Origin of the sequence: Micromonospora sp. NPDC050784 (genome assembly GCF_044456765.1) — a bacterium.
GTDB lineage: Bacteria > Actinomycetota > Actinomycetes > Mycobacteriales > Micromonosporaceae > Micromonospora > Micromonospora foliorum.
Genome location: NZ_JBITGG010000005.1, coordinates 319908 through 339391 on the forward strand (window position 1 = coordinate 319908; position 19484 = coordinate 339391).

Below are 19484 nucleotides of genomic sequence, written 5' to 3' on the forward strand. Positions count from 1 at the left end.
GTTCCCGTGCTCAACCGCGCGCCGCGGCGGCCTTCATGTCCCGCTTCAGCTCCTGCGGAAGCGAGAACGTGAGCCGCTCGTTGGCGGTGGTGATCTCCTCGACGTCGGCGAAGCCGCGCGCGGCGAGGTGGACCAGCACCTCCTGGACCAGGTCGTCCGGGACGCTCGCGCCCGAGGTCAGGCCGACCGTGGTGGCCCCCTCCAGCCAGGCGTCGTCGATCTCGTGCGCGAAGTCGACGAGGTGACCGGCGCGGGCACCGGCGTCCAGGGCGACCTCGACCAGGCGGACCGAGTTGGAGGAGTTCGTCGAGCCGACCACGATCACCACGTCACAGTCGGCGGCGATCTCCTTGACCACGTGCTGGCGGTTGGAGGTGGCGTAGCAGATGTCGTCACTGGGCGGGGACTGCAACAGCGGCAGCCGCTGCTTGAGCCGGGCCACCGTCTCCAGCGTCTCGTCGACCGAGAGCGTGGTCTGGGAGAGCCAGACCACCTTCTCCGGATCACGTACGGTGATCTTGTCGGCGCCGTCCGGGCCGTCCACCAGTTGGATGTGCGCGGGGGCCTCACCGGCGGTGCCGATGACCTCTTCGTGCCCCTCGTGACCGATGAGCAGGATGTCGTAGTCCTCGGCCGCGAAACGCCGCGCCTCGTGGTGCACCTTGGTGACCAGCGGACAGGTCGCGTCGATCGCCTTCAGCGAACGCGCCTTGGCCTGCTCGTAGACCTCCGGCGCCACGCCGTGCGCGGAGAAGATGACGGTGGCGCCCTCCGGCACCTCCTCGTTCTCCTCCACGAAGATCGCGCCCTGGGCCTCGAGGGTCTGCACCACGTGCTTGTTGTGCACGATCTGCTTGCGCACGTAGATCGGGGCGCCGTAGAGCTTCAGCGCCTCCTCCACGGTCTGCACCGCGCGGTCGACACCCGCGCAGTAGCCGCGGGGCTTGGCCAGGAGCACGCGCTTGCCGGTCCGGTGAGTCGCCTGAGCCTCAGTCACCACCCCATCGTACGTGCCACCCCACCGCCCGCCACCGGGCCGCGACCCCCACCCCGAGGACCCCGGTGATCAAGAGGTTTGCGTCAGAAACGCGCCCAGCGCTGACGCAAACCTCTTGATCACCGGGAGGGTCCGTAGGGTGGGCCGGGTGAGCGAGGGTGGGCGGGTGACCGGGGGCGGGGCGCGGGTGGGCGGCGGCGGAGCCAGCGGGGGCGGCGGCGGGGCCAGCGGCGGGGCTAGCAGCGCTGAGGAGCCCTGGCCGGTACGGGTGGTCAGCCAGAAGGTGGGGGCCTGGATCGCCAAGCTGGGCTGGGTGTGGGTGGACGGGCAGGTGGCCCAGATCAGCCGCCGTCCCGGGGCCAGCACGGTCTTCCTCACCCTGCGTGACCCGTCGGCCGACCTGAGCCTGACCGTCACCACCAACCGGGACGTCCTGGACGCCGGCGCGCCGGAGCTGCGCGAGGGCGCCCGCGTTGTGCTGCACGCCAAGCCGGAGTTCTACGCCGCCCGGGGCACGCTGAGCCTGCGGGCCGACGAGATTCGCCAGGTGGGGCTCGGGGAGCTGCTGGCCCGACTGGAGAAGCTCAAGAAGCTGCTCGCCGCCGAAGGGCTCTTCGACCGCGCCCGCAAGCGTCGACTGCCGTTCCTGCCCGGCCGGATCGGGCTCATCACCGGCCGCGCGTCGGCCGCCGAGCGGGACGTGCTGACCAATGCCCGACGGCGCTGGCCGGCGGTGGAGTTCCGGACGGTCAACGTGGCCGTGCAGGGCCCGTCCGCGGTGCCGCAGATCGTCGACGCGCTCAAGGTGCTGGACGCCGACCCGAGCATCGACGTGATCATCATCGCCCGGGGTGGCGGCGGCATCGAGGACCTGCTGCCCTTCTCCGACGAGGCACTCTGCCGCGCGGTGTTCGGCTGTCGTACGCCGGTGGTCAGCGCGATCGGCCACGAGACGGACGCGCCACTGATCGACTACGTGGCCGACGTCCGCGCCTCCACTCCGACCGACGCGGCCAAACGGGTCGTCCCCGACCTCACCGAGGAGGTACGCCTCATCGGTCAGGCGCGACACCGCCTCGAACGGGCGGTGCGCAACCTCGTCGACCGGGAATCGCACCGGCTCGACGGGCTGCGTTCCCGGCCGGTGCTGGCCCGGCCCCAGGTGATGGTGGAGCACCGGGCGACCGAGCTGACCGCGTTGCGTCAGCGGGCCGGCCGCTGCCTGGAGCATCGGCTCGCCGCCGCCGAGGATGACCTGCGGCACACGCTCGCGCGGCTGCGCGCCCTCTCCCCCGCCGCCACCCTCGACCGGGGGTACGCGATCGTGCAGCGCGCGGACGGCCAGGTGGTCCGCGCGGCGGCGCAGGTTGGCAAGGGCGACCCGCTGCGGGTACGACTGGCCGACGGCGAGCTGGCCGCCACGGTCGATGGCTGAGTGGCGACGCGGCGCGGCGGGGAGCGGTGTGCTGAGATGAACGCGATGACTGACGACACGAAGGCCGGGCCGGACGAGCGGCTCAGTTACGAGCAGGCCCGCGCCGAGCTGGCCTCGGTGGTGGAGCGGCTGGAGGCCGGCGGCACGTCCCTGGAGGAGTCGCTGGCCCTCTGGGAGCGCGGCGAGGCGCTGGCGGTGATCTGTCAACGCTGGCTGGATGGTGCGCGGGCGCGGATCGACGCCGCCCGGCAGGAGCCGGCTTCCTGACCGCAGCCGCGGCGACTCGAACCGTAGCCGCGGCGACTCGAACCGTAGCCGCGGCGACTGGAACCGTAGCCGCGGCGACTGGAACCGCCGGGTGGGGCGGCCGGAGCCGCCCCACCCGGGTACGTCAGTTGAACAGGCTGTACAGCTCGGCCGGCGCCTCGACGACCTGGGCCGCCGGCGGCTTCTGCGCGGCGGTGGCGGCACCGTAGTCGGAGTACGTCATCTTGATCTCCTGGGCGGCGGTCTGCCCGGCGGCCGGCAACTGCAGCACCAGCTCGCTGAGCCGGCCCTGCGGGTCCACCTTCGCGGTGAACGGGACGGTCTTCGCCTGGGTGCCCAGCGCGGCGATCGTGGCGGCGTTCAACGAGCCCGCCTCGGCGGCCTTGGTGACGTCGATGGTGCCGGCGTACGCGCCGGTGCCGGTGCTGCGGACCTCGGTGATGCCCTGGGTGAGCACCGCGCTGCCGGCCGGGTCGACCTTCTCGAAGTCGAAGCCGAGGTTGCGGTTGCCCTTGATCCGGTTCTGGTCCAGGTGCTGGTACTTGCCGAGGTTGAGCTGCTTGATGGCGGGCAGGCTGTCGGCGGTGGGGCCGGACAGCTCCAGCTTGACCCAGCTGTCCGGCTTGAAGTGGATCACGTCGAGCTTCATCGCCAGGTCGGCCGAGGGGCCACCGATCGAGATCTTCATCGCCGCGCTCTGGCTCGGCTGGTGCACCAGCCCCTCTGCCGTCGAGCCGGCGCCGGCCAGGGTGAACCGGAAGTTCCCGTTGCTGATCTCCTTGGTGGAGTCGAGCAGGGCCTGCTTGGCGTCACCCGCCACCGGGGCACCGGACGGGCTCGCCGTGCCGGACGCACTCACCGTCGGGGACGGCGTCGATCCGGCGGTGCCGGTTCCGCTGGCGCAGGCGGCCAGTGCGGGCGTGATCAGAGCGGCGGCTACCAGGCCGGCGCCGAGTCGTCGAACAGTCATACGTGTCTCCCAAGGGGGTCACCCGACGACCTGGGCGGCGCCGGAAACCGGGCGACGCAGCAGCACCGTCGGCTGCGTCGCGCGATCCGGGCCGAGCAGCGCGCCCGGATCACTCCCTCCTTGTTCCCTGTCGACCCGTCGGACAATCACCCTTCGGCCTGGTTGCCCAGATTTGGTGCCGGCGGGACACCGACCACCGGGTCTGGTCAGCGCAGCGAGCCGGCCAGTTCGCGCAGTTCGTTGTCCCGGGCGTCGCCGACGACGATCACCGTGCGGGTCGGCTCCAGCAGGACCAGCGCCTGCTGGTTTCCCCGGGCCGTGTAGAGCTGCCAGGTGCGCCCGGCCAGCTCGGTGGGGCCCTGCGGCTGGCCCTGACTGGTCAGCTCGGCGGGGAGCAGACGGTCCGCCGGGACGTTGCTCTGCAGCAGTTGGACGCCCCGCCCCTCCGGCGTGAGGTAGCCGAGTCGCAGGTTCGCACCGCCCTCGACGGTCTGGTAGCGGGCGCTGACCGCCTTCCAGTCGCCGCTGAGCCCTTGCGGCTGGCTCACCGGGAAGACGTTCGCCGAACGGGCCTGCTCGATGGCGGGCGCCGGATCGACGGTGGTGGCCTGGTCGCCACCGAGGAATCCCCGGTAGAACGCCAGCAGCAGCGCGATCGGGACGAGCAGCACCAGCAGCGAGATCGCCATGTCCTTCGGCGACCGCTCGGACTTGCCGGACACCGAAGGCGGCGGTGGGGTCGGATCGGTCGCGGCGGGCTCACCGCCGCGACCGGCGGGGACGTCGGCCGGCGGCTGGCCGTCGGGCGGCGTGCGGTCGGCGGGTACGCGGTCGGCTGGCTGTGCGGGTTCCACCCCGTTATCTTCGCAGCCGCCCGACCGGCGGTATCCGGGCCATCACCGCCCCGCGCCGACGCCCGGTCGGCCATCGTGTGAGGATCAGCGACAAAGCCGGCAGTGGGGGCCTCTCCGCCGCCGGTCGTCCCCGCACCGTCGCGAGGAGGAGTAGCCGTCATGACGAACACCAGGACGCGGATCCCACAGGATCTCGACCGAAACCTTGCCCTCGACCTGGTCCGGGTCACCGAGGCCGCGGCGATGGCCGCCGGCCGGTGGGTCGGTCGGGGCGACAAGGAGGGCGGCGACGGGGCCGCGGTCGACGCGATGCGCAAGCTGATCAACTCGATCCAGATGCGCGGTGTGGTGGTGATCGGCGAGGGCGAGAAGGACAACGCCCCGATGCTCTTCAACGGCGAACACGTCGGTGACGGCACCGGCCCGGAGGTGGACGTCGCCGTCGACCCGGTGGACGGCACCACCCTGATGAGCAAGGGCATGCCGAACGCCGTGGCGGTGCTCGCCGTCTCCGAGCGGGGTGCGATGTTCGACCCCAGCGCCGTGTTCTACATGGAGAAGCTCGCCGTCGGGCCGGCGTACGCCGACGTGATCGACATCAACGCCGGTGTGGCGGAGAACCTGCGCCGGATCGCCAAGGTCAAGGGCACCGACGTGTCCGAGGTGACCGTCTGCGTGCTGGACCGGAGCCGCCACGACGACCTGGTCACGCAGATCCGCCGGACCGGGGCGGGTATCCGGTTCATCTCCGACGGCGACATCGCGGGCTCCATCGCGGCGGCCCGGGGCGAGTCGGACGTCGACGTGCTGATGGGCATCGGCGGCACCCCGGAGGGCATCATCTCCGCGTGCGCGCTGAAGTGCATGGGTGGTGCGATGCAGGCCAAGCTCTGGCCGCGCGACGAGCAGGAGCGGGAGAAGGCCATCGCCGCCGGGCACGACCTGGACCGGGTGCTGGGCACCGATGATCTCGTCACCGGTGACAACTGCTTCTTCGTGGCGACCGGGGTCACCTCCGGTGACCTGCTGCGCGGGGTGCGCTACCGGGCGGGCGGCGCGTACACCCAGTCCATCGTGATGCGCTCGAAGAGCGGCACCATCCGGGTGATCGACTCGTACCACCGGCTGGAGAAGCTGGCGCTCTACTCCGCGGTCGACTTCGATGGTCGTCCGCTGGCCGAGCAGGAGTGACAACCGCCGACACGGCGACCCCGCAGACCCTGTCTGCCGCCCGCCGGATCACCGGTGTCGCGCTGGCGTCGGTCTCCGGGGTCGCGGTGGCGGTGCAGTCGCGCATCAACGGCGAGCTGGGGGTACGCCTCGACGACGGCTTCGCCGCCGCGGTGGTCTCGTTCGGCGTCGGCTTGCTCGTGCTGGTGGTGCTGGTGCCCGCGACCCCCGGTGGTCGACGGGGGCTGGCCGCGACGCGGAGAGCCCTGCGCACCGGCACGCTGCGGCCGTGGCAGTGCCTCGGCGGCATGTGCGGGGCGTTCCTGGTGGCCACCCAGGGGCTCACCATCGGCACGTTGGGCGTGGCGGTCTTCACCGTGGCGGTGGTCGCCGGCCAGACCGGCAGCAGCCTCGCCGTGGACCGGGCCGGGATCGGGCCGACCGGCCGGCAGCCGGTCACCCGGCAGCGGCTGGCCGGCGCGGTGCTCACCGTGCTGGCGGTCGGCCTGGCGGTCGGCGACCGACTGGGCGACCTGGGCGCGCTGGCGCTGGCCCTGCTGCCGCTTCTCGCCGGGGTGGGCATCGCCTGGCAGCAGGCCGTCAACGGCCGGGTCCGGGCGGCGGCCGACAGCGCGTTGACCGCCACGTTGGTCAACTTCGCCGTCGGCACGGTCACCCTGCTCGTCGCGTTCGCGATCGACATCGCCGTACGCGGCTGGCCCGGCGGCCACCTGCCGACCGAGCCGTGGCTCTACCTGGGCGGCCCGATCGGCATCGTGTTCATCGCGATCGCCGCCGCGATCGTGCGCTTCACCGGCGTGCTGCTTCTCGGCCTGGCCACCATCGCCGGGCAGATCGTGGGCGCCGTCCTGCTGGACCTGATCCTCCCCACGGCGGCCTCGCACCCCGGGGTGAACACCCTGCTCGGGGCGGCGCTGACCATGGTGGCGGTGCTGATCGCCGCGCTGGCGCCACCTGCCGGCCGCTGACCGGTCGACCCGTCTCGATCCGGACTCGGGTCGGTCGGGGTCCGATACCGACGGTCAGCCGGCGTCGGAGGAGTGCCCGGGGAAGAGGTGTGCGCTCGGGTCGATCGCGACGGCCGCGTTGTTGACCGCCGTCGCCGCCTCTCCGAAGCCGGTGGCGATGAGCCGGACCTTGCCCGGGTACTCGGTGATGTCGCCCGCCGCGAAGACCCTCGGCAGGTTGGTGGCCATCGCGCTGTCCACCAGGATGTGTCGGCGGTCCAGCCGTAGCCCCCACTCGGCGAGCGGGCCCAGGTCGGCGGTGAAGCCGAGGGCGGCCACCACGATGTCCACCGGCAACGTCTCGGTCGCGCCGCCGCGCACGGTCACCTCGGCGCCGGTCACCGTGGCGTCACCGAGCAGCCTGGTGACCTCGGCGTTGACCACGACCCGCACCGGCAGGGAGAGCACCCGGGCTACCGTCGAGGCGTGCGCCCGGAACTTCTCCCGTCGGTGCACGAGGGTCACCGACCGGGCCAACGGTTGCAGGGCCAGCGCCCAGTCGAAGGCGGAGTCGCCACCACCCACGATCAGCACGTCCCGGTCGGCCAACTCGGTCGGCTCGGTCACGAAGTAGACGATCCCCGAGCCGGGGGCGCCGTCGGCGCACGGCAACGGCCGTGGGCTGAAGCTGCCGAGCCCGCCGGTGACCACGACCGCTCCGCACGCGAGCTGCTCGCCACCGGCCAGCCCGAGCACCGGGCTGCCGTCGGCGTACGAGAGCTTCTCGGCCCGGGTGCCGAGCAGGTACTGCGGATTGAACGGGGCCGCCTGGGCCACCAGGTTGGCCACCAGGTCACGGCCCTTGACCGCCGGAAAACCAGCGACGTCGAGGATCAGCTTCTCCGGGTACATGGCGGTGACCTGGCCGCCCGGCTCGGGCAACGCGTCGATCACCGCCACCGACAGCCCTCGGAACCCGGCGTAGTACGCGGCGAAGAGGCCGGCCGGACCGGCCCCGATCACGGCGACATCGACCTCGCGCATGGCGTACCGTCGCTTTCCGCTCACGGATCAACGCGTGCTGATCTCGACCGTAGGCGGGCGGCGACAGTCGGGCAAGCACGTCCCGAAGGCGCGCCGGAGAATCACCTCAGGGCAGGCTGAGCGGGGAACCCGAGTAGTCCGGGCCGTCCACGGACGGTCGCCGGCGACGGAACAGGATCGCCGCCACCACCCCGCCGAGCAGGCCGAACAGGTGCCCCTGCCAGGAGATCCGCTCGTCGGTGGGGAGGATGCCGACCAGTTGCCAGCCGTAGAGCAGGCCGACCAGGAGGAAGACCGCGAAGTTCCACCAACTGCGCTCGATGATGCCCCGGGTGAGCAGGATGCCCAGGTAGCCGAAGATGACGCCGCTGGCACCGACCACCACCGAGTTGGGTGAGCCGGTGAACCACACGCCGAGCCCGCTGACCAGGATGATGACCAGGGTCGACCAGAGGAACCGGCGGGTTCCGGCGGCGAGGACGAAGGTGCCCAGCAGGATCAGCGGGATGCTGTTGCTGTAGAGGTGGTCGAAGCCGTGGTGCAGGAACGGGGAGAAGAACACCCCGTCCAACCCGTCGATGCGTTGCGGGATGATGCCGGCGGTGGCGTCCAGGCCGAACGCGAGCCCCTGGTCGACGGCCTCGATCAGAAAGAGGAACGGGACCACCGCACACATGGCGACGAAGGCCCGGCCGAGCGCGGCGTAGAACGCCTCGGTGCCGAACCGGTACGGGTCGCCGCTTGACGGGTGCAGGGTCACTCCACAACTGCTATCAGCAAAAGCGGCCGACCGCCACTCACGTCCCGACCGGGCAGACCGGCGTACGCGCGACAGCGGGGTGGGTGGTTGCCCACCCACCCCGCGTCGACAGCGTCAGTAGTGCCCGTTGTTCTGGAAGTACGACCAGGCGCCGCAGGGCGTCTTGTACCTGCCCTTGATGTAGCCCAGCCCCCACTTGATCTGCGTGGCCGGGTTGGTCCGCCAGTCGGACGCGACGGAACCCATCTTGCTGCCCGGCAGCGACTGCGGAATGCCGTAGGCACCGGACGAGGAGTTGCTGGCCTTGTGGTTCCAGCCGCTCTCCTTGGTCCAGAGCTTCTCCAGGCAGGGGAACTCGGCGATGCCGAACCCCGCGCTGATCATCAGCGCGCAGCCGGTCTTGCGGTTTCCGCTGTACTCCGCGCAGGACGCCGGGATCGGCCCGTCGTACGGCTTGGCGACCGCGTTGGCGGCGGCCTCGCGCTCCCGCTTGCGGGACGCCGCGGCGGCTTCGGCCCGGCGGGCCCGCTCGGCGGCCTCCTTGGCGGCCTGCGCCGCCCGCAGCTTGGCCTGGTACTCGGCGGCCCGCTGCTTGGAGAACTGCACCTGGTGGGCGGCCTGCCGCTCGCGCTGGTACGCGAAGTCGGCTTGGTCGACCTCGCGGCTGACCTGCTCGGTCAGGCCCTGTTGCTGGGTTTCCCGGTCTTCGCCCAGGTAGAAGCCACCGGCAACGCCCACGGAGAGCAGCGCGACAGCAGCCGTACGGGCGCCCAACCGGCTCCACAGCCGACTCACGAAGTGGTCCCTTCGTCGGGAGCAAGGACGCGGCGCGGCGCAGGCCACAGGTGGGCCGTCAGCCGTGCCACGAGCGCCCCGACCGGTTGCCGGCCGCACCGACGCACCTACCGTCGCCGATGCCGTCCGTCTCGGGACGAACGATCACCGACGATTCCCGTGGTGCGTGGACGCTCGTGGGACACGATTGCGCACAGTGAGGCTGATGGGAAACCAACCAGCCCCTTTGTGATCTGTGCCACACAAAAAATGCGGACAAAAGCCCACATAAGCACCGTCAGATCGGGATGTCCTCTAGGAGGTCCGTGACCATTGCGGCGATCGGCGACCGCTCCGAACGGCTGAGGGTGACGTGCGCGAAGAGCGGATGACCCTTGAGCGCTTCGATGACTGCCGTCACCCCGTCGTGCCGGCCGACCCGCAGATTGTCCCGCTGAGCCACGTCGTGGGTGAGCACCACCCGGGAGCCCTGCCCGATCCGGGACAGCACGGTCAACAGCACCCCGCGCTCCAACGACTGGGCCTCGTCCACGATCACATAGGCGTCGTGCAGGCTGCGCCCCCGGATGTGGGTCAGCGGCAGCACCTCCAGGATGCCCCGCGAGGTGACCTCCTCCAGCACGTTCTCGTGCACCACCGCGCCGAGCGTGTCGAAGACCGCCTGGGCCCACGGCGACATCTTCTCCGACTCCGAGCCCGGCAGGTAGCCCAACTCCTGGCCACCGACGGCGTACAGCGGGCGGAACACGATCACCTTCTTGTGCCGACGGCGCTCCATCACCGCCTCCAGCCCGGCGCAGAGCGCCAGCGCCGACTTTCCGGTGCCGGCCCGGCCGCCCAGCGAGACGATCCCGATCGACTCGTCCAGCAGCAGGTCGAGAGCGATCCGCTGCTCGGCGGAGCGGCCGTGCAGCCCGAACGCCTCCCGGTCGCCCCGGACCAGACGCACCGACTTGTCCGGCAACACCCGACCGAGCGCGGAGCCACGCCCCGAGTGCAGCACCAGACCGGTGTGGCAGGGCAGCCCGGCCGCCTCGTCGAGGTCGAGCGCCTCGCCCGCGTACAGCTGGCCGATCTGCTCCTCGCTCAACTCCATCTCCGACATGCCGGTCCAGGTCGGGTCGCTGGCCTGGCCGTGCCGGTACTCGTCGGCGCGCAGGCCCACGGAGGCCGCCTTGACCCGCAGCGGCATGTCCTTGCTGACCAGGGTCACCTCCCGCCCCTCGGCGGCGAGGTTGAGCGCGACGGAGAGGATCCGGGCGTCGTTGCTCTCGGTGCGGAACCCGGGCGGCAGGACGCCGTCGTCGGTGTGGTTGAGCTCCACCCGCAGGGTGCCGCCGACGTCGTTGGCGGGCACCGGGCGGTCGAGTCGGCCGTGCCGGACCCGCAGGTCGTCGAGCATCCGCAACGACTGCCGGGCGAACCAGCCCAGCTCCGGATGGTGCCGCTTGCCTTCCAGCTCGGTGATGACCACCAGAGGCAGCACCACCTCATGCTCCGCGAACCGGTGGAACGCCGCCGGATCGGAGAGCAGCACCGACGTGTCCAGGACAAAGGCCTGGCCGGCTGGTCGTGGCTCCTTGGGGTCGGCCGGCGCGGCGGCCGCCGAACGGCGGCTCCTGGTGGCGCGGCGGGTCGTGGCAGTCGCGGCCGGGGTCTGGTCGGCACCGGCGGTGGTACGGCGAGTCGTCACAGGCCTGCTCCGACGGATGGGCACCCGCCACCCGTGTTCCGCCTCCTCCGGTGCCCGGGGACACGGGGTCGGATGCGGAACCCCATGCGCGAGGTCGCAGATCCGGGCGGACCGGCTGGCTCGGGAGAACCCCGTGCCATGCCTAGACGCTAGCCCCGCCGGACCTTCCCGGCTAGAGGCCGAACGTGGATCTCCCAAGACGCGCTCATGAACAGCGCTTCACCGACGCTCTCACCAGCCGGAGGGCTGGTGGCGAACGCGGCGGAACCGGCCGGGATGCATGCCCCCTGCGCGCATCCCGGCCGGTGGGGCCACCGTCACCGGTCTGACGTGACCCCGACGGTGCGTGTCCGCCGCGGACGACGCACCGCGTTCGTGGCGTCGGTCGGCGGGCGTTACCCCGCCGACCGACCTCAACCGGTACGTCGGACGAGCGTGCCGGTCGGGTGCCGCCCGCTGATCGGGGCGGCCGGCGCGCTGAACGACGAGCCGGTGTACGTGGTGCCGGGGCGGGGGGCGACCGCACCGGCGGAGCGGACCACCCCCGCGGGCGAGACCGACAGGGCCGAGGCGATCGCCGCCTGGGCGTCCCGACGACGCCGGTTCCAGGCGCCCCGGTCACCGTCGAAGTAGCCCTGCCGGTAACCGAAGCGGTAGCCGATGCGGTAGCTGAGCTGCCCGTGCAGCCGCCCAGCCGCGTAGCTGGTGGCACCGAGCACCAGGACGAGGAACACCGCGAGGAACGGGCTCATCGGGCAGCTCCGGCCCAGCCGGGACGCCAGGTCATCGCTCCTCCGGCTCGATCGTGGTGGGGTCGGCGACCAGCAGCCGGTCCAGGTCGTCGGTGCTGACCTCCTCGACCAGCTCGACGCTGATCCGGCAGCCGTCCAGCACGACTTCGGCCACCGAGGACCGGCGGATCTCGCCGCCGGCGTCGTAGACCCGGACGCTCAGCTCCGGGCAACCGAGATGGGTACGCCAGGCGTTCCACTCGGCCCGATCGCCGACGCTCAGCGACAGGTAGCGGCAGCCTCGGGCGAGGTAGAGGCGCCAGGGGGCGGTCAACCCCGCGGCGACCCCCTCGGCGATCAGCCCGAAGGCCTGGGCGCGGGTGGCGAGCTCGGTCACCACGACCCCCTGGCACCGGGGGCGTGACGCATGTGAGCACCAATCGTCTCATGCACGTGACACACCGTAGATTGTCCCATGGGCGTGACAGTATCAGCTTTTCGTCCGGTTACGTTTGCCACTACGTTCATCTATTCTGCCCGCGTGACACCCCTCAACAGTGGCACTGAATCGTTTACCGGAAATCCGAACCCTTTGTCACGTCCGCGTGACAGTGGCGAGCCGGGGCACGCGGCCACCGCCGGCTGGCCGTACCGTCACGGAGTGACCGAGACGGCCAATGCGCGGAAGATCGCCTTCGCCACCTTCGTCCGGCGGGCCCTGGACGAGGCACGGGCGACCCGAGCCTGGAGCGGCACCGAGGTGTCCCGGCGCACCGGAGTCTCCCGGCAGACCATCAACCGTTGGGTCCGGGGCGACTGGGCCAGTGACCCGGAGGCCGAGCGGGTGGTCGCCTTCTGCGAGGGGCTGGGGCTCAATCCGGCCGCCGCCTTCGCCGCCCTCGGCTGGGACCGCACCGCGGCCGGCCCCCGCCCCGGCCAGGCCGCCCCTCCGATGGACCCCGACGTGGAGGCCCTGCTGCGCCGCCTGGTCGATCCGCAGGTGTCGGACGCGGAGAAGTTCCACATCCGGGAAACGATCAGATACCTCGCATACCGCCCAACGTTGCCGGTCGATGTCCGAAAAAGGGGCAATCAGGCAGGCTAGTTCCTCAGATAGCGAAAGAACGCCTGGTCAGGTTCATTCGTTTGCCTCCGGGGCTGGAACGGGCACGCTAGCGTCCCTATTCGTACTGCTTGGGCTCGTCATCGGCGGGGGGACGGGACAAGGCCGAACCCAGCCCTGCGGGACAGAAGGAGGGGTCTGTCCATGACCCTGAAGTGGTTGGCAGTCGTGGTCGCAACCGTGTCGATGACACTGTGGGCGACCGGCAACACAGTGACCCTCGCGGTCGACGGCGGGCAGCTTCCGCTGCTCGTCAACCTCTTTGCGCTCATCACCGCCGGCACCGCGGTCGTCCTGGCCGTCGTCGCCGAGCTGCACGAGCGTCTGAACAACCGCATCAGCGCGCTCACCGAGTTCCTGGTGGCACGGCTCAACGAGATCGAGAACCACACCGGCGATCGCAACACCGGGTTCGTGGAGGGCTACCTGTTGAGCCACGGCCAGGAGGCGGCGGTGGTGCCGTTCGGCCGGCGCGGACGAGGAGCCGCCGAACGCTGATCGCCCACCGCTCAACGGGTCCGCTCGGCCAGGAATGAGCCTGGATCGCCGGGGTACGCTGACGCGCGTGCCGCCGTTGAATCTGGGCAATCAGCAGCCGAAAACCCCGTTGAACGCCGACCAGGCCTGGCGGATAACCGCCAGCCGGGCGGCCGGGACCGTGCTCTTCTTCGACTTCGACGGCACGCTCGCGCCCGTCGACGACGATCCGACCGCGGTACGCCCGGCTCCCAAGGCGTTGGCCGCGATCGAGGCGCTCGCCCCGATCGTGCAGCGGGTGGCGATCGTGTCCGCCCGACCCGTCGAGTTCCTTCGGGACCAACTCGGCGGGCTCGTCGGCGTGGACCTCTACGGCCTCTACGGCCTGGAGCACAGCCACTCCGGCGGGGAGACCGTCACCGAACCGGCCGCGCTGCCCTGGGTGCCGACCATGGCGGAGCTGGCCGACCTGGCCCGGGCGGAGCTGCCGCCCGGCACCCTGGTGGAGTACAAGCGGCTCTCGGTCGCGCTGCACTGGCGTACCGCCCCGCGACTCGGCCCGACCGTGCAGCAGTGGGGGCAGGCGCAGGCCGACCGTCTGGGGCTGCGTTCGCAGGCCGGGCGGATGGTGCTGGAGCTCAAGCCGCCAGTCGACCGGGACAAGGGCATGGTGATCGGCGAGGCGATCAAGGGTGCCACCGGCGCGTGGTACTTCGGCGACGATGTCTCGGACATCAAGGCCTTCGCCGCGCTGCGCGCCCGCGCCGCCACCGACCCGGACTTCCTCGGCGTCTGCGTGGCCGTGGCGAACCCGGAGACCGGACACGAGGTGGCCAACGCCGCCGACCTGACGATCGAGTCGCCGGCCGCCCTGGGCGACTTCCTCACCCGGGCGCTGACCCACCTGCCCTGAACTGACCTTGCCCAAGCAGGCCTGACCGGGCGGCGACCGAGGACGTCGCCGCCGGGTCAGGCGCCGTAACGGCGTTGTCTGGTGGCGTACGAGCGCAGGGCCCGCAGGAAGTCGATGTGCCGGAAATCCGGCCAGTTCAGCTCGCAGAAGTAGAACTCCGAGTGCGCGGACTGCCAGAGCATGAAACCGGACAGCCGCTGCTCGCCACTGGTGCGGATGACCAGGTCCGGGTCGGGTTGGCCCCGGGTGTAGAGGTGCTCGGCGATGTGCTCGACGTCCAGTACCTCGGCCAACTCCTCGATCGTGCCGCCGGTGGCGGCGTGCTCCAGCAGCAGCGAACGGACCGCGTCGGTGATCTCCCGGCGACCGCCGTAGCCCACCGCGATGTTGACCTCCGCGCCGCCGGTGCGCTCGCGGGTGCGCTCCTCGGCGCCCTTGAGCGCCGCCGCGGTCTGCGCCGGCAGCAGGTCGAGCGCCCCGACGATGCGCAGCCGCCAGGGGTTGCCCTCCTCGGCCAGCTCCACCACCAGGTCCTCAATGATCTTGAGGAGCGGGTCCAGCTCACTGGCCGGGCGTTGCAGGTTGTCGGTGGCCAGCAGGTACAGGGTCACGTGCCCGACGCCGGCCTGGTCACACCAACCGAGGACATGCTTGATCTTCGCCGCGCCGACCCGGTGACCGTCGTTCGGGTCGACGAAGCCCATCTCCCTCGCCCATCGGCGGTTGCCGTCGCACATCACCCCGACGTGCCGGGGCACCGGCTTACCCGCGAGCTTCGCCGTGAGCCGGCGCTCGTACACGGAGTAGATAAGGTCCCGCAGCGTCATCACCTAGCAGCGTAGCGACCCTTGAGCCAGTTCACTGCCTCGGAGCCCCATCCCCGCCGCCGAGACCGATGCCGATCATTGCGAGTGTACGAGCGGTGAGGCGTCCGTCACCCAGTCCCAGCTCGACCACGTCGTAGAACACACGGTCGTCCCGACGGGCGGCCCGGACCGCCGCGTCCACCACCCGGCGTCGCCGGGCCAGCCAGGCCGCGACCGAACTGTGCCGCAGGTGCGTGCCGAGGCGACGACGCAGCCCGTGGGCGTAGCGGCCGGCCGCGTCCCCGGGCGACCGGGCCGCCGCCGACCCGGCGAGCGCACCGGAGAGCAGCGCGTAGAAGATCCCCTCCCCGGTGAAGGGATTGATCAGTGACAGCGCATCCCCGGCCAGCAGCGTGCGTCCCCGCCCCGGCGTCGGCCGGTGGGTGGAGAGCGGCAGGTGATGGGCGCGCAACGCGGTCACCGTCGCCAGGTCGGTGCCGGGCAGCAGCGCGGCCAGCCGGTCCAGCAGGTACGCGCGGCTCAACGGCTCACCGCGCAGGACCTCCCCGTACCCGACGTTCGCCCGTCCGTCGCCGATCGGGAACGACCAGGCGTACGCCGGCCAGCGCGCCTTCGAGGTGACGATGAGCTGCTCGGACGGGCCGGGCAGAGCCGGGGCGTACCCCCGGATGGCCAGCGCGAGGTGCCGGTCGGGGTTCTGCGGGTGGCCGAGCGCCCGACGCACCACCGAGCCCGCGCCGTCCGCGCCGATCACCACCCCGCCGGACACCTGCCCGTCGAGCACCACCCGGTCGGCGCGCGGCTCGACCTGGCGCACGGTGTGCCGGCGCAGCTGCGCGCCGGCGGCCACGGCGGCCGCCACCAGCCGCGCGTCGAAGACCTCCCGGGGCACGGTGTACGCGGGTCGGGGCAGCGCCCGAGCCACCGCGCCGCCGCCCGGCGAGATCATGCGTAACGCCGGCAGCGGCGCGTAGCCCGCCACCGCCTCGGTCACCCCCAACTCGGCGAGCACGTCCACCGAGTGCGCGGCGATCCCGTCACCACACGCCTTGTCCCGGGGAAAGTCGGCCCGGTCCAGCAGCAGCACGCTGGCACCCGCCCGGCGCGCCGTCAGCGCGGCAGCCGCACCGGCCGGACCCGCCCCCACCACCACCACGTCGAACTCGTCGTCGCCCACCGCGCGCCTCCCTCCGGCCGGCGCGACCGCTCCCGCACCGCCTCGACGATCCACCTGCGCCGCCCGCGCCGACCGTGGTGACCGACGCCACCCGCCATCCTGCCCCCTGCCCGCCCGCGCAGACCGCACCGCGCAGCGCGCCGGTCGGCCCCACCCCGTCGATCATGGAGTCGTGGTGGGTCACAGAAGCGGCAAACCAGAGTGCACCCGGCACCACAACTCCATGATCGACGCGGCTGGGGGTCAGGCAGGAACGACGTCGGGGGCGCGGGCGGCACGGCGTAGGCCGTAGAGGGTCAGCGCTGCGGCGGCTAGTAGCGGGGCGCCGTCGCGGACCAGGCCGTCCACGCCCAGCAACCACCAGCACAGCGGCAGGTCCACGGCGAGTACGGCAACCGTGACGACGACCAGCAGGCCCCGCGCCCAGTCCTTGCCCCGCATCAGGAACGCGGTGCAGAACAGCACCGCGTAGCTGGCCGTGATGCCCGCGCCGAACCAGAACAGCACGGCCGGTACCGCGGTCAGGCGACCATCCAGGATGGAACCTCCGGCCACCAGGGCCGGCACCAGCATCAGCGGGCTGTAGGTGAAGGCCGCCACCCGGCTGGTCAACAACCAGGCGCTGGCCTGCGGTCGGCGTGGAGGAGTTTCGCGCCAGGAGATGCCGTCCCGGTCGATGACGAGGCGCGGACGGTGCCGGACCAGGTGCCCGGCCAACGCCGACGAGCGGTAGAGCAACCAGACCACCGCGACACAGAGCGCCGTGAGGATCGCGAAGCCGAGCAGGCCGGGCAGCGGTGGCACCCCCTGCCGGGGCACGATGAGCCGGCCGACCGCGAAGATCGTGGTGACCGCGAGGATCAGCCCGAACGGGCGGGCCGCCGTACGACCCCGTCGCACGTGCCCGATCAGCAGCAGGAAGCCGAACGAGCGCAGCATGGCCCAGCCGGTCCGTACGGCCAGCCCGAAACCCTGCTCCGGGGCGTACCACCAGTTGAGCAGCTCGACCACGACGGTGGCCGCCGCCGTCGTGGCCAGCAGGGTGGTGAGCACCCGGACGGCGGACGGCCGCCGGACCTGGGTCTCGGCGGCCGTCCTCATGAAATCCGATGTTGCCCGCGAAGGGTCTCGTTCACACCTACCGCTGCGGTTGTGCGGCGTCGAGGCGCGCGCGCAGCGCGTCCAACTCGGCCCAGAGCACGCCGGGCAGCTTGTCACCGAACTTCTCGAACCACTCGGTGATCATCGGCAGCTCGTTGCGCCACTCGTCCGGGTCGACCTTCAGGGCGATCCGGACGTCCTCCGGGGTCATGTCCAGGCCCTCGACGTCCAGGGCGTCCGGCGCGGGGACCATGCCGACCGGCGTCTCGACCGCTCCGGCCGTGCCCTCGATCCGCTCGACGACCCACTTGAGCACCCGCGAGTTCTCCCCGAAGCCCGGCCAGAGGAACGAGCCGTCCGGGTCCTTGCGGAACCAGTTGACGTAGTAGATCTTCGGCAGCTTCGCCTCGTCGCCGTCGGCGCCCTTGCCCATCTCGATCCAGTGCCGGAAGTAGTCCCCGGCGTGGTAGCCGATGAACGGCAGCATCGCCATCGGGTCCCGCCGGACCACGCCCACGGCGCCGGACGCGGCGGCGGTGGTCTCCGAGGAGAGGGTTGCGCCCATGTAGACGCCGTGCACCCAGTCGCGGGCCTCGGTCACCAGCGGGACGGTGTCCTTGCGGCGTCCGCCGAAGAGGATCGCGTCGATCGGCACGCCGTTCGGGTCGAAGTACTCGTCGGCGAGGATCGGGCACTGGGTGATCGGGGTGCAGAACCGGCTGTTCGCGTGGGAGGACAGGCTGTCGCTCTCCGGCGTCCAGTCGTTGCCCTTCCAGTCGATCAGGTGTGCCGGTGGCTCACCCATGCCCTCCCACCAGACGTCGCCGTCGTCGGTGAGCCCGACGTTGGTGAAGATGGAGTTGCCCCGGTCCAGGGTGCGCATGGCGTTGGCGTTGGTCTTCCAGTCGGTGCCGGGCGCGACGCCGAACAGGCCGTACTCGGGGTTGACCGCGTAGAGACGGCCGTCCGGACCGAACCGCATCCAGGCGATGTCGTCGCCGATGGTCTCGACCTTCCAGCCGGGAATCGTCGGCTCCACCATGGCGAGGTTGGTCTTGCCGCAGGCAGACGGGAACGCGCCGGCGATGTGGTAGACCCGACCCTCCGGCGAGGTGATCTTGAGGATCAGCATGTGCTCGGCGAGCCAGCCCTCGTCCCGGCCCATCACGCTGGCGATCCGCAGCGAGTAGCACTTCTTGCCCAGCAGCGAGTTGCCGCCGTAACCCGAGCCGTACGACCAGATCTCGCGGCTCTCCGGGAAGTGCGAGATGTACTTGGTGTCGTTGCACGGCCAGGCGACGTCCTGCTGGCCGGGGGCGAGCGGGGCGCCGATCGAGTGCAGCGCGTGCACGAAGTCCGCGTCCTCGCCCATGGCCTCGAGGACCCGGGTGCCCATCCGCGTCATGATGCGCATCGAGGCGACCACGTACGGGCTGTCGGTGATCTCGACGCCGAACATCGGGGACTCGGCCTCGACCGGGCCCATGACGAACGGGATGACGTACATGGTGCGACCGCGCATGGAGCCCCGGTACAGATCCGTCATCGTCCGCTTCATCTCGGCCGGCGCCATCCAGTTGTTGGTGGGGCCGGCGTCCGCCTCGTCGACGGAACAGATGTAGGTGCGCTCCTCGACCCGGGCGACGTCCGTCGGGTCGGTGCGCGCGTAGAACGAGTTGGGCTTCTTCTCCGGGTTGAGCCGGATCAGGGTGCCGGCCTCGACCAGCTCATCGGTGAGGCGGCGCCACTCCTCGTCGGACCCGTCCACCCAGACGACACGGTCGGGGGTGGTCAGTTCCGCGACCTCACGGACCCAGGCGAGCAGTTTCGGATGGGACGTCGGGGCCTGATCAATACCCCGCACAACAGCCGGAGCAACCATGACACATCTCCTTGTGGTCGACGCTGACCGATCTATGGGATGCACGAGACTCGGCGGCGCGATGCGTCGCCTTCGTGGAAACCTGGGATTGGCCTCAGCGTAAACCGGGCAGCCTTCCGAGTCAGTGGGACAGGTTGTGAAGAACTGCACAAGCTACGGCCTCGCTGCGGCATCACGAGCTGATACCCGCTTTCCCGCGCAGTTTCACGCAAATCTTGTTGTGCACCCCGGCGGACGCTTGTTGCGGTCGGGCCGTGGACCTGCCCCGCCGACCGGTGCGGGGATTCCCGTTCTGCGGCG

At 71.3% G+C, this 19484-nt stretch carries 20 protein-coding genes; 7 read left to right on the forward strand and 13 right to left on the reverse strand.

Translation table 11 applies throughout. The features are described 5' to 3' along the window. Positions 1-10: 10 nt before the first annotated feature. A complete protein-coding gene (locus ACIBD9_RS09675) occupies positions 11-997 on the reverse strand; it encodes a 4-hydroxy-3-methylbut-2-enyl diphosphate reductase (RefSeq protein ID WP_238661615.1) in 987 nt (328 codons plus the stop codon). Between the two features lie 187 nt (positions 998-1184). Here ACIBD9_RS09675 and xseA point away from each other — a divergent pair, with 187 nt between their 5' ends. Next, positions 1185-2432: an exodeoxyribonuclease VII large subunit gene (gene xseA, locus ACIBD9_RS09680; RefSeq protein ID WP_396716203.1), complete on the forward strand. Its 1248-nt coding sequence runs from the start codon at positions 1185-1187 to the stop codon at positions 2430-2432. 45 nt (positions 2433-2477) lie between these two features. Continuing rightward, positions 2478-2699 (forward strand): exodeoxyribonuclease VII small subunit, encoded by a 222-nt coding sequence (locus ACIBD9_RS09685; RefSeq protein WP_030328827.1) that lies wholly within the window; start codon positions 2478-2480, stop codon positions 2697-2699. 124 nt (positions 2700-2823) lie between these two features. Here the strand turns inward: ACIBD9_RS09685 and ACIBD9_RS09690 are convergent, their stop codons facing one another. Together ACIBD9_RS09690 and ACIBD9_RS09695 are read right to left on the reverse strand one after the other, a co-directional pair. Continuing rightward, complete coding sequence (locus ACIBD9_RS09690) at positions 2824-3669, reverse strand: hypothetical protein (RefSeq protein ID WP_396716123.1); 846 nt, start codon at positions 3667-3669, stop codon at positions 2824-2826. Positions 3670-3875: 206 nt separating this feature from the next. Next, positions 3876-4523: a DUF4245 domain-containing protein gene (locus ACIBD9_RS09695; RefSeq protein ID WP_396716125.1), complete on the reverse strand. Its 648-nt coding sequence runs from the start codon at positions 4521-4523 to the stop codon at positions 3876-3878. Positions 4524-4682: 159 nt separating this feature from the next. Between ACIBD9_RS09695 and glpX the strand changes: the two genes are divergently transcribed. Both glpX and ACIBD9_RS09705 read left to right on the forward strand, forming a co-directional pair. Further along, positions 4683-5714 carry a class II fructose-bisphosphatase gene (glpX, locus tag ACIBD9_RS09700; RefSeq protein WP_238661612.1) on the forward strand — a complete coding sequence of 344 codons (1032 nt, stop codon included), beginning with the start codon at positions 4683-4685 and terminating at the stop codon, positions 5712-5714. Beyond that, positions 5711-6682, forward strand: a complete 972-nt coding sequence (locus ACIBD9_RS09705) for a DMT family transporter (protein WP_396716127.1) — start codon at positions 5711-5713, stop codon at positions 6680-6682. Before glpX ends, ACIBD9_RS09705 begins: the two co-directional genes overlap by 4 nt. A gap of 54 nt (positions 6683-6736) precedes the next feature. Here the strand turns inward: ACIBD9_RS09705 and ACIBD9_RS09710 are convergent, their stop codons facing one another. The 6 genes from ACIBD9_RS09710 to ACIBD9_RS09735 form a co-directional block, all read right to left on the reverse strand. After that, positions 6737-7705 (reverse strand): NAD(P)/FAD-dependent oxidoreductase, encoded by a 969-nt coding sequence (locus ACIBD9_RS09710; protein WP_396716205.1) that lies wholly within the window; start codon positions 7703-7705, stop codon positions 6737-6739. A gap of 106 nt (positions 7706-7811) precedes the next feature. Then, positions 7812-8465: a rhomboid family intramembrane serine protease gene (locus ACIBD9_RS09715; protein ID WP_387166905.1), complete on the reverse strand. Its 654-nt coding sequence runs from the start codon at positions 8463-8465 to the stop codon at positions 7812-7814. A gap of 114 nt (positions 8466-8579) precedes the next feature. Beyond that, positions 8580-9260, reverse strand: a complete 681-nt coding sequence (locus tag ACIBD9_RS09720) for a lytic transglycosylase domain-containing protein (RefSeq protein ID WP_387166902.1) — start codon at positions 9258-9260, stop codon at positions 8580-8582. A 277-nt stretch (positions 9261-9537) separates the two neighbouring features. After that, the gene (locus tag ACIBD9_RS09725; RefSeq protein WP_396716130.1) at positions 9538-10953 is read right to left on the reverse strand and encodes a PhoH family protein; all 1416 of its coding nucleotides are present in this window, start codon (positions 10951-10953) and stop codon (positions 9538-9540) included. 413 nt (positions 10954-11366) lie between these two features. Beyond that, positions 11367-11705 carry a hypothetical protein gene (locus tag ACIBD9_RS09730; RefSeq protein ID WP_238661607.1) on the reverse strand — a complete coding sequence of 113 codons (339 nt, stop codon included), beginning with the start codon at positions 11703-11705 and terminating at the stop codon, positions 11367-11369. A 31-nt stretch (positions 11706-11736) separates the two neighbouring features. Continuing rightward, positions 11737-12081: a hypothetical protein gene (locus ACIBD9_RS09735; protein WP_030328857.1), complete on the reverse strand. Its 345-nt coding sequence runs from the start codon at positions 12079-12081 to the stop codon at positions 11737-11739. Positions 12082-12345: 264 nt separating this feature from the next. Between ACIBD9_RS09735 and ACIBD9_RS09740 the strand changes: the two genes are divergently transcribed. The 3 genes from ACIBD9_RS09740 (at position 12346) to otsB (ending at position 14197) form a co-directional block, all read left to right on the forward strand. Beyond that, positions 12346-12789 carry an XRE family transcriptional regulator gene (locus ACIBD9_RS09740; protein ID WP_387166898.1) on the forward strand — a complete coding sequence of 148 codons (444 nt, stop codon included), beginning with the start codon at positions 12346-12348 and terminating at the stop codon, positions 12787-12789. 162 nt (positions 12790-12951) lie between these two features. Then, complete coding sequence (locus ACIBD9_RS09745) at positions 12952-13305, forward strand: hypothetical protein (RefSeq protein ID WP_238661606.1); 354 nt, start codon at positions 12952-12954, stop codon at positions 13303-13305. 67 nt (positions 13306-13372) lie between these two features. Then, positions 13373-14197, forward strand: coding sequence for a trehalose-phosphatase (otsB, locus tag ACIBD9_RS09750; protein WP_396716133.1), 825 nt, complete (start codon positions 13373-13375; stop codon positions 14195-14197). Positions 14198-14253: 56 nt separating this feature from the next. Here otsB and ACIBD9_RS09755 read toward each other — a convergent pair whose 3' ends face one another. From ACIBD9_RS09755 to ACIBD9_RS09770, 4 genes are all read right to left on the reverse strand, one after another. After that, entirely contained in the window at positions 14254-15024 is a 771-nt protein-coding gene (locus ACIBD9_RS09755; protein ID WP_387166892.1) for an isoprenyl transferase, read from the reverse strand. A gap of 31 nt (positions 15025-15055) precedes the next feature. Beyond that, complete coding sequence (locus ACIBD9_RS09760) at positions 15056-16255, reverse strand: geranylgeranyl reductase family protein (RefSeq protein ID WP_396716135.1); 1200 nt, start codon at positions 16253-16255, stop codon at positions 15056-15058. Positions 16256-16444: 189 nt separating this feature from the next. Beyond that, positions 16445-17302, reverse strand: a complete 858-nt coding sequence (locus ACIBD9_RS09765; protein ID WP_396716137.1) for a hypothetical protein — start codon at positions 17300-17302, stop codon at positions 16445-16447. A 37-nt stretch (positions 17303-17339) separates the two neighbouring features. Next, a complete protein-coding gene (locus tag ACIBD9_RS09770) occupies positions 17340-19184 on the reverse strand; it encodes a phosphoenolpyruvate carboxykinase (GTP) (protein WP_387166884.1) in 1845 nt (614 codons plus the stop codon). Positions 19185-19484 lie beyond the last annotated feature (300 nt).